Here is a 9022-nt window from a genome sequence, read left to right on the forward strand (position 1 = left end):
CGCGATCGCGTGGGCGGCGACGGCGACGAGGCTCTTGCCCGACCCGGTGGGGGTGGCGAGGATGACGTGGGCTCCGGCGACGAGCTCGAAGATCGCCTCCTCCTGCGCCTCGTAGAGCGGTCGCCCGCCCTCGGCCGACCACGCGGCGATCGCGTCGAACGCGGCGCCCGCCTCGAAGGGCCGGGGCATCGCATCCATGAGGCTCACGCCTCGAGTCTGCCCCACCCGCGCGCCGACTCCGCCCAGACCCGACGACCCCGCGCCGCGTCTCCACAATTCAGGACTGAGAACTCAAAGCCGCCGGGGCAGGATGCTCGCACGGCCTGTCGACGGCGTGCGAGCATCCTGTTCTCACGAACTGTGGAGCGAGCGGCGGATGCTCCGGTCAGGAAAGGGTCGCACGGAACGCGCGGGCCGCGGTCATGAGCGTGACGACCCGAGCCGGGTCGACAGCGTTCTCAAAGCGGCCGTCGCGCTTGAAGTAGGTGCCGACTACGGCGCCGTCGGCGATGGAGAGCTGGTCGCCGACGTTCTCGGCGCGCACACCCGTGTTCACGAAGACGGGCACCGTGCCGGCTGCCTGCTTCACGATGGAGAGCGCCTGAGTGTCGGTCGGAGCACCCGCCGTCGCACCAGAAACGCAGAGTGCGTCGGGGAGGGTCGCGAAGACGGTGGTCTTGGCGATCGACTCGAGGTCGCGTTCGGCGAGGTAGGTCGCCGATTCGGGGACGATGTTGAAGAGCAGCTTCACATCGGCCGCGCCGATACGAGCGCGGTGTCGGGCGACGTCGCCGACGTTGGTGTTCCAGAGGCCGAAGTCGCTGGCGTACACGCCGGTGAAGATCTCCCGCACCCACCGAGCACCGGTTGCCATGGCAAGGTCGATCGACGCGCGGGCGTCCCAAAGCACGTTCACGCCGAAGGGCACGGTGATCTCCGAGCGCAGCTCACCGATGATGCGGGCCATGGTGATGGCGGTGATTGGCTCGGTCTGGGTGAGATACGGCAGGCTGAACTCATTCGAGAACATCACGCCGTCGACCCCGCCGGCCTGCAGGTCGTGCAACTCCTGATGGGCGCGCGAGATCACTGCGTCGAGGCCGCCCTCGTGGTCGTAGCCGGGATCGCCGGGAAGAGCCGACAGGTGGAGCATCGCGATGACAGGCTTCTTCACCGCAAAGATGTCGTCCAACCAGGTGGTCATAGAGGCTCCTTTTCTGCTGCCCGACGGGGTGGTCGGTCGGGGGAATCGACTGCGCGTGCGCAACGAGCGACGCGGGTGTTGTGAAATGTTCCCACATCGCCGGATGAACTGGGAACAATTTACACAAATGTAATCAAAGGGGTGTTATCCGTTCACACTTTGCCCCTACTGTGGACACATGTCAGTTCAAAGGAGACGAGCACTGATCGAGCAGCGCGTGCTCGACAACGGCGAGATCGACTTCGCCACACTTGCTGCTGAACTGGGCGTCTCGGAGATGACGATCCGCCGCGACGTCGAGGCTCTCGAGCTCAAGGGCGTGCTGCGTCGCGTGATGGGCGGCGCGATCTCGGTCGGCTCGGCAGCAGCCGAACCCTCCTTCGACGCCCGCGCGGCCTTGGCCGCCACCGAAAAGGCCCATATTGCCTCGGAGGTCGTCGACCTGCTGCACGAGGGCGAGACCGTCATCATCGACAGCGGATCGTCGGCCCTCGCCGTCGCCCGCGAGATCCGGGCCCGGCACCTGCCGCTCACGGTGGTCACGCCGAGCCTGCTGGTTGCCACCGAGCTCAGCAACGAATCCGGCACAGACGTGTTCGTGACCGGCGGCCAACTGCGGGCCGGCGAGCTGAGCCTTATCGGCCCAGGCGCACAGGAGAGCCTCGAGCGGTTCAACGCGAGCACCTTCGTAATGGGCGTGGCCGGTGTCGACGGCACGGCCGGCGTCACTGATTACCACTACGCGGAAGCACATGTGAAGCGCGCGGCTGCGCGCTCCGCGCAGCGCATCATCGTCGTCGCCGACTCGTCGAAGCTCGGCAAGGTGCAGCTCGTGTCGATCGCCGAGCTGACCGAGCTTGACACCTTGGTCACCGACGGCGAGCCGAGCCACCCGACCCTTCGCAGTGCGCGCGCCGCCGGCGTGACCGTCGTCTGCGTACAGCCCCCAACTGCGACCGCGAAAGGACGCCCCGCATGACTGCGACCGTCAGCCTCGGCATCGACATCGGAACGACCGGAACGAAGGTGGTCGCCTTTGATGCCGCTGATGGTCGCCTGCTTGCGGTTAGCCGCAGCGTGCGCGCACACACCGACGGGCCCGGTATCGCCGAGGCCGACTGCGCAGAGTGGATCGAGAACACCGTCTCGGCGGTCGCTGACCTGATTGCCCACCATGGCGTCGACCCGCGTCGCATCGCATCGATCTCGACCACGGGCATGGTGCCCGCGGTGGTCGCGCTGAATGATGAGCACCTGCCCCTGCGCCGCGCGATTCTGCAGAGCGACGCCCGAGCAGTCGACGAGATTTCCACCGTCGTCCGGCAGCTAGCGCCCTTCAACCCGGTCACCACCACCGGCAGCGCCGTCAGCCAGCAGTCGGTCGCTCCGACCCTTCTCTGGTTGCAGAGCCACGAGCCCGAGCTCTGGTCGCGCACGCGTCTCATCGTGGGCAGTTACGACTGGGTGCTCATGCGCCTCGGCGCCCGCCCGCACGTCGAGCGGAACTGGGCTCTAGAGTCGGGGCTGTTCACGGTCGACGGCGAGCGCTTCGTCGAGGCCTTCGCGGCGGCGCAGATCAACGCCAGCATGATCCCCGAAGTCGTCGAGCCCGGCCGGGTGGTCGGCGCGCTGTCGAGCGAGATGGCGGAGCGGATGGGCCTTCCCTCCGGGATTCCCCTCGTGGTCGGCGGGGCCGACCACGTACTCTCCGCGTACTCTGCTGGCGTTCGCGCGCCCGGGGACTGGCTGGTGAAGCTCGGCGGTGCAGGCGACGTGCTGGTGGCGAGCGAGACGCCACTCGCGGATGAGCGCCTGTATCTCGACGCACACCCCGTCCCCGGTCTCTGGCTGCCGAACGGATGCATGGCGACGTCGGGCAGCCTCATCCGCTGGTTCCAGGCACTGACCGGCGGCGGCGAACTGCTGAGGCTCGACGACGAAGCTGCCACCGAACCGGCCGCGGGCCTTTACTGCCTCCCGTACTTCCTCGGCGAGAAGAGCCCCCTGCACGACCCTGACCTGCGGGGCGCCTTCGTTGGACTCCATCTCGGCACCTCGCGCGGCGCGATGCACCGTGCCGTGCTCGAATCGATCGCCTTCGGCTTCCGGCATCACGCGGAGGTCTTCGGCGAGCTGGGCCTCCCGCTCACCCGCGCCATGGTGACCAATGGTGGCTCGAAGTCGAAACTCTGGAAGCAGATCCACGCCGACGTTCTGGGGACCGAACTGCACCCGATCGTCGACCACCCCGGCGCCTCCTTCGGTGCGGCCGTGATCGCTGCGATCGGTGTGGGCCTGCTGGATGCGTGGACCGACGTCGACCGCTACATCTCGCTCGGTCCTACCGTGCACCCTGACTCCGCCGCGGCCGCGACGTACGACGCGGCCTACCCGGAGTGGCGTCAGCTCGGCGCCGCGCTCGAACCGTTCTCCCATTCCCTCTCCCGAAAGGCACACGCATGAGCACCGTCGTTATCACTGGCAGCGGTTCCGGCATCGGGCGCGCGATCGCTGTCATGCTGGCAGACCGCGGCTGGGCCGTGGTCGCAACCGATGTGAACGAAGCCGCGGCCGCCGACACCCGTGACCTGCTCTCGACCGCGGCTGGCCAAACCCACCTCAGCTACCAGCTGGACGTCACGAACGGCGAGGCTGCTCAGGCGGTTGCTAATGAGGTCGCCAGCAACCTCGGCCTCGACGCCTGGGTCAGCAACGCGGGCATCTCGTTCATGGAGCGCTTCGTCGACATCCCGCGCGAGAAGCTCGACCTGACGCTCGACGTCAACCTCAAGGGTGTCTTCCTCTGCGGTCAGGCCGCCGCCCGTGCCATGATCCGCACCGGTAGAGCCGGACGCATCGTCAACACCGCGTCCATGGCCGGCAAGCAGGGTCGCGTCCCCTTCCTAGCCGACTACGTGGCCTCCAAGTTCGGTGTCGTCGGTCTGACGCAGGCGATGGCCTTCGAGCTCGCCGAGAACAACATCACGGTTAACGCCGTCTGCCCCGGCTTCGTCGCCACGGCGATGCAGGAGCGAGAGCTGGCCTGGGAGGCGGCGCTCAGCGGGTCGACCCCGGAAGCCGTGCGCGACTCCTGGGTTGCCGCCACTCCGCTCGGCCGGCTGCAGACCCCGGAGGATGTGGCCCGCGGCGTCTCGTTCCTCCTCTCCGACGACGCCGCGTTCATCACCGGCGAGTCGCTGTCGGTCAACGGCGGCGCCTACATGGACTGACTGCTCACACACGAGCGGTCCGACCCTGCACCACCCCCAACACAGAAAGGAAGTGACCCCATGAGTACTCGACGCCGAGGACTTCTGGCCTCTTTGGGCCTCGCGACAGCGCTCGCTCTCACGATCTCGGGATGCGCGGGATCCGGCGGAATGGACGCTCCGGCCTCGTCAGGCTCGGGCGACATCCCTACCGACACGGAGGGCACCGTCCGGATCCTGATGGAGAGCGTCCCCGACACCGACATCGTCGTTGACCTGGTCGCCTCGTTCAACGAAACGTACCCCGACATCGAGGTCGAGATCGAGACTCTTGCATTCGACCAGATGCGCGACAAGCTGATCGCATCGTTTCAGTCGAGCGAGCCCGCCTACGATCTCATCGTCGTGGACAACCCGTGGATGGATGATTTCGTCGACGCCGGCTTCCTCGAGCCGCTGGACGCTCGCATTGACTCGACCACCGACTACCAGGCCGAGGACTTCTTCCAGCCGCTGGTCGACATCACCGAGGTCGACGGCGTGCGCTACGGCGTGCCGTTCTACAACTACGCCCTCGGCTACCTGTATCGCACTGACCTCTACGAGGAAGCCGAGCTGGAGCTGCCGAGCACCCTCGACGAGCTTGTCGCAAACGTGCAGCAGCTCACCACTAGCGACCGCACCGGTATCGCGATGCAGCCGCAGCGCGGGTACAAGATCTTCGAGGAGTGGGCGAACTGGCTCTTTGCAGCCGGTGGATCGATCTACGACGAGGAGGGCAACCCCACCCTCGACACGCCCGAGGCGGCGGCCGCCCTCGACGCCTACATCGAAGCCTTCACGACTGCGGCTCCGGCGAACAGCTCGAACTGGGCCTTTGACGAGGCATTCCGCTCGGTGTCGAGCGGCCAGTCGGCGTCGATGATCAGCTACAACTGGAACCTCCCGGGCCTCAACAACCCCGAGGGCGCTTCTGGTGACCTGGCTGGCTCGTTCGCTCTGGCTCCGATGCCCGGCGGCAAGCAGGTTCTCGGCTCGTGGAGCTGGGCGATCCCGGCTAACTCCGCTGCGTCTGACGCCGCCTGGGCGTTCGTGGCGTGGATCACCTCCCCCGCGGTCGACGTCGAGCGCGTCGTCGCTGGTGGTGCCGCGATCCGTGAGAGCACCCTCAGCAACCCGACCGTTCTCGAGTCGGGCTACGGCGAGGACTACTACGCGGCGATCATCGCCATCCTCTCCGACGCCGCACCGCTCTCACAGGGTCTGGGGGGCGAGGAGATGATCCAGGCGGTCGGTACCGAGCTGAGCGAGGCCGTCGCTGGCACGAAGACGGTCGAGCAGGCTCTGGCCGACGCTCAGGCTGCCGTCGAGCGCATCCAGCGCTAAGCGCCACCGAACCACATCGAGAAAGGGAACCCGGCAGTGACTCCAACGATGACCTTCCGCTGGGCGATGCTCGCACCGGTCTTGACCATCACCGGCGTCGCTGTCGGGTTCCCCCTTGGGTACGCGCTGTACCTGAGCCTCACCGACTACCGGCTGACAAGCCGCGGGGCGCCCGACTTCGTCGGACTAGAGAACTATGTCTTCGTGCTCACCGATCCACGCATGTGGAACGCGTTCTCGAACACCGCCGTCTACGTGATCGTGGCCGTCGCGCTGCAGACGGTACTCGGGCTCGCCATCGCTCTCGCCCTGCAGAAGCAGCAGTGGGCGCGCGACCTCACCCGCGCGATGCTGTTGGCGCCGATGTTCATCACCCCGATCGCCGTCGGCCTCACCTTCCGCTTCCTGCTGAACGACCAGCTCGGGGCGATCCCGGCGGCCCTCCGCACGATCGGTATCTCCTACGACTTTTTCGGACCCGGCAATGCCATGATCACCTTGGCCCTCATCGATGTCTGGCAATGGACGCCGTTCATGGTGCTGCTGCTCTTGGCCGGGCTCGAGTCGATCCCTCGGCAGCCGCTCGAAGCAGCCCGGGTCGACGGCGCGAGCGCCTGGTACACCTTCCGTCGCGTCGTGCTGCCGTTGCTCACCCCGGTGCTGACAGTGGCAGTGCTGCTGCGTTCGCTTGACGCGCTCAAGGTGTTCGAGTACGTCTACGCCACCACCCGAGGCGGGCCCGGTACCGAGACCGAGACCATCCAGTACTTCACCTACCAGACCGGCATCCAATTCTTTCGTCTCGGTGAGGCGTCGGCGGTCGCCTTCGTGCTGCTCGCGATTGTCATGACCCTCATCGCCATCCTGTTCCGTCGACTGCAGAGGAGTTCCGCGCGATGATACGACGTCTCAGCCCGTGGAGCGTCGCTCGAGCGCTACTGCTCGGGGTGGCCGCCCTGACCGTAACTCTCCCCCTGCTCTGGGTGGCACTGGCAAGCTTCAAGTCGCCGGCTCAGCTCAATGACCCCGGCCTGGTGATCTTCAACCCGAACCTCGCCAACTGGGCCCGCGTGCTCGAAGCGGGAATCCTGGAGTCAGCGGGCCGCAGCGCGATGGTCGCTGCGGTCACCGTGGCCATCAGTGTCGTGGCGGGCTCCATGGGCGCCTACGCCATCTCCGCCTATAAGGCGGGCGGCTCCGCCACGCGGTTCGGCATCCTCGCCGCACAGGTGCTGCCGCCCGCGGTGCTCGTATTCCCTTTCCTGACCATGGCCTACGCGCTGCGGCTCGACACCACATACGTTCCGGTGATCTTCGCCCACCTCAGCTTCGTGCTTCCGGTCATCACCTGGTTCCTGATCGGGTTCTTCGACGCGGTGCCCCGCTCGCTCGAGGAGCAGGCGCGGGTCGACGGCTTCTCGCGGTTCGCCGCCTTCCGGCTTGTCGTGCTGCCGCAGGTGCTACCCGGCATCGGTGCCGCCGCCATCTTCGGCTTCACGCTGTCGTGGAACGACATGTTCTACGGACTGATCCTGGCTCCGACGCAGGAGACGATCCTGCCTGTCGCGATTGCCGCCTTCAACACCTTCCGCGGGGTCGAGCTGGGCGCGATGAGTGCGGCCATCATCATCGCGGTGGTGCCGGTGGTCATCGCGAGCTTCTTCATTCAGCGTCGACTGGTGCAGGGCATCAGCGGCGGCGCCGTCAAATTCTAGATTTCACGAGAGGTTCGTCGTCATGGCAGAGGTGCGTTTCAACAAGATCCGCAAAGAGTACGGTTCAACGGTGATCGTCGATGACATCGACATCGTCTTTCCTGACGGCTCGCTCACCGTCTTGGTCGGCCCATCGGGCTGCGGCAAGTCAACGTCGCTCCGCATGCTAGCTGGCCTGGAGGAGATCAGCGGCGGCGAGATCACGATCGACGGAAGAGTGGTCAACGGGCTCGAGCCTAAAGATCGCGATGTCGCGATGGTCTTCCAGAACTACGCTCTGTACCCGCACCTGACGGTGCTGGAGAACATCGCGTTCCCTCTGCGCGCCACCAAGACAGGCAAGCAGGATGCTCTCCGTCGTGCGCAGGAGGTGGCCGACTCGCTCGGCCTCGGCGCGTTGACCTCGCGCAAGCCGAAGGATCTATCGGGTGGTCAGCAGCAACGTGTGGCGATCGGGCGCGCGATCATTCGTGAACCCGCGGTGTTCCTCTTCGATGAGCCGCTCAGCAACCTCGACGCCAAGCTAAGGGTCGAGACCCGGTTCGAGCTTATGCAGATCCAGCGCAGGCTCGGCATCACCGCGGTTTACGTCACCCATGATCAAGAGGAAGCGATGACGATGTCCGACCGGATGGTCGTCATGAAGGACGGTCGTGTCGCCCAGTCGGGTCAGCCCGAGGAGATCTACGCACGCCCCAACAGCGTCTTCGTCGCGACCTTCGTCGGAAGCCCGAAGATGAACATCATCGCCGGCGCAATAGCTGGAGGCGAGTTCCGCTCCTCCATGGGCAGCCGCGTCGCCCTTGGAGCTCATGTGGGGCAAGAGTCAGTCATTCTTGGAGTCCGCCCGGATGATCTGCTCCTTACTCCCAACCCCGCCGGGCTCGCTCGTGTCGCTCTGGTAGAGCTCCTCGGCCCGCGTGCAATCGTCCACCTCGATGCCGGTGGCGACCGATTGACCAGTGTCGTTGACGCCGACCGTCTCTCTGACCTGTCGACCGGTATCGCTGTCGACCTCGCCGTTCGCCCCGGCGCAGCGCACTTCTTCGACCCCGACACCGAAGACCGGATCGAACTCTCATGAGCCAGAGCGGCCTCCAGAGAGGTACGGCGGATCATTCGGTGCCCTGATCCAACCGACCAACACCGCACCATGATGACGAGCCCCGCATCGAGGTCGGCGCCCTGGCGCAGCGTGAGGTTCGCGACGATCTCGGCCGTGCAGCAGATGATCGGCGCATCGCCGTTCACGGCCGAGTCGCCTGTCACCATGCCGACGTTCTCGGCGCCGAAGATCTCGACGAGCTGGAAGAACTTCTCGCTCACGAGCGCCTTGATCGGCGCGGTGTAGTACGACCTCTGGCCCCGCGCGAGCGCGATCGCGTGGGCGGCGACGGCGACGAGGCTCTTGCCCGACCCGGTGGGGGTGGCGAGGATGACGTGGGCTCCGGCGACGAGCTCGAAGATCGCCTCCTCCTGCGCCTCGTAGAGCGGTCGCCCGCCCTCGG

9 protein-coding genes and 1 pseudogene are annotated in these 9022 nt (G+C 66.3%); 7 read left to right on the top strand and 3 right to left on the bottom strand.

Annotation, left to right across the window (positions count from 1 at the left end; genetic code table 11):
* Nucleotides 1-198: hypothetical protein (locus tag Q7T15_RS09820; RefSeq protein WP_304695785.1), on the bottom strand; the 198-nt coding region annotated here is incomplete at its 3' end.
* Between the two features lie 187 nt (nucleotides 199-385).
* Nucleotides 386-1204: a BtpA/SgcQ family protein gene (locus tag Q7T15_RS09825; protein WP_304695769.1), complete on the bottom strand. Its 819-nt coding sequence runs from the start codon at nucleotides 1202-1204 to the stop codon at nucleotides 386-388.
* Nucleotides 1205-1382: 178 nt separating this feature from the next.
* Between Q7T15_RS09825 and Q7T15_RS09830 the strand changes: the two genes are divergently transcribed.
* The 7 genes from Q7T15_RS09830 to Q7T15_RS09860 all read left to right on the top strand — a co-directional run bounded on the left by Q7T15_RS09830 (nucleotide 1383) and on the right by Q7T15_RS09860 (nucleotide 8598).
* Entirely contained in the window at nucleotides 1383-2183 is an 801-nt protein-coding gene (locus Q7T15_RS09830; protein ID WP_304695771.1) for a DeoR/GlpR family DNA-binding transcription regulator, read from the top strand.
* The gene (locus tag Q7T15_RS09835; RefSeq protein ID WP_304695773.1) at nucleotides 2180-3667 is read left to right on the top strand and encodes an FGGY-family carbohydrate kinase; all 1488 of its coding nucleotides are present in this window, start codon (nucleotides 2180-2182) and stop codon (nucleotides 3665-3667) included. The genes Q7T15_RS09830 and Q7T15_RS09835 overlap by 4 nt, the downstream gene beginning before the upstream one ends.
* Nucleotides 3664-4434: an SDR family NAD(P)-dependent oxidoreductase gene (locus Q7T15_RS09840; protein WP_304695775.1), complete on the top strand. Its 771-nt coding sequence runs from the start codon at nucleotides 3664-3666 to the stop codon at nucleotides 4432-4434. Before Q7T15_RS09835 ends, Q7T15_RS09840 begins: the two co-directional genes overlap by 4 nt.
* A gap of 150 nt (nucleotides 4435-4584) precedes the next feature.
* Nucleotides 4585-5799, top strand: a complete 1215-nt coding sequence (locus Q7T15_RS09845) for an ABC transporter substrate-binding protein (RefSeq protein ID WP_304695777.1) — start codon at nucleotides 4585-4587, stop codon at nucleotides 5797-5799.
* A 48-nt stretch (nucleotides 5800-5847) separates the two neighbouring features.
* Nucleotides 5848-6699 carry a carbohydrate ABC transporter permease gene (locus Q7T15_RS09850; protein WP_304695779.1) on the top strand — a complete coding sequence of 284 codons (852 nt, stop codon included), beginning with the start codon at nucleotides 5848-5850 and terminating at the stop codon, nucleotides 6697-6699.
* A gap of 47 nt (nucleotides 6700-6746) precedes the next feature.
* Nucleotides 6747-7514 (top strand): carbohydrate ABC transporter permease, encoded by a 768-nt coding sequence (locus Q7T15_RS09855; RefSeq protein ID WP_304695781.1) that lies wholly within the window; start codon nucleotides 6747-6749, stop codon nucleotides 7512-7514.
* Nucleotides 7515-7536: 22 nt separating this feature from the next.
* Entirely contained in the window at nucleotides 7537-8598 is a 1062-nt protein-coding gene (locus Q7T15_RS09860; protein WP_304695783.1) for an ABC transporter ATP-binding protein, read from the top strand.
* A 68-nt stretch (nucleotides 8599-8666) separates the two neighbouring features.
* Here the strand turns inward: Q7T15_RS09860 and Q7T15_RS09865 are convergent.
* Nucleotides 8667-9022 (bottom strand): annotated as a pseudogene (locus Q7T15_RS09865) (DEAD/DEAH box helicase); the annotation flags it as partial.

The sequence above is a fragment of the Microcella sp. genome (genome assembly GCF_030645145.1).
In the GTDB taxonomy this organism is placed as follows: Bacteria; Actinomycetota; Actinomycetes; order Actinomycetales; family Microbacteriaceae; genus Microcella.

Bases quoted from the DNA above. Each gene is read 5' to 3' on its own strand.
- Q7T15_RS09825 (WP_304695769.1), bottom strand. From the start codon at position 1,204: ATGACCACCTGGTTGGACGACATCTTTGCGGTGAAGAAGCCTGTCATC.
- Q7T15_RS09845 (WP_304695777.1), top strand. From the start codon at position 4,585: ATGGACGCTCCGGCCTCGTCAGGCTCGGGCGACATCCCTACCGACACG.
- Q7T15_RS09830 (WP_304695771.1), top strand. From the start codon at position 1,383: ATGTCAGTTCAAAGGAGACGAGCACTGATCGAGCAGCGCGTGCTCGAC.
- Q7T15_RS09835 (WP_304695773.1), top strand. From the start codon at position 2,180: ATGACTGCGACCGTCAGCCTCGGCATCGACATCGGAACGACCGGAACG.
- Q7T15_RS09840 (WP_304695775.1), top strand. From the start codon at position 3,664: ATGAGCACCGTCGTTATCACTGGCAGCGGTTCCGGCATCGGGCGCGCG.
- Q7T15_RS09850 (WP_304695779.1), top strand. From the start codon at position 5,848: ATGACCTTCCGCTGGGCGATGCTCGCACCGGTCTTGACCATCACCGGC.
- Q7T15_RS09860 (WP_304695783.1), top strand. From the start codon at position 7,537: ATGGCAGAGGTGCGTTTCAACAAGATCCGCAAAGAGTACGGTTCAACG.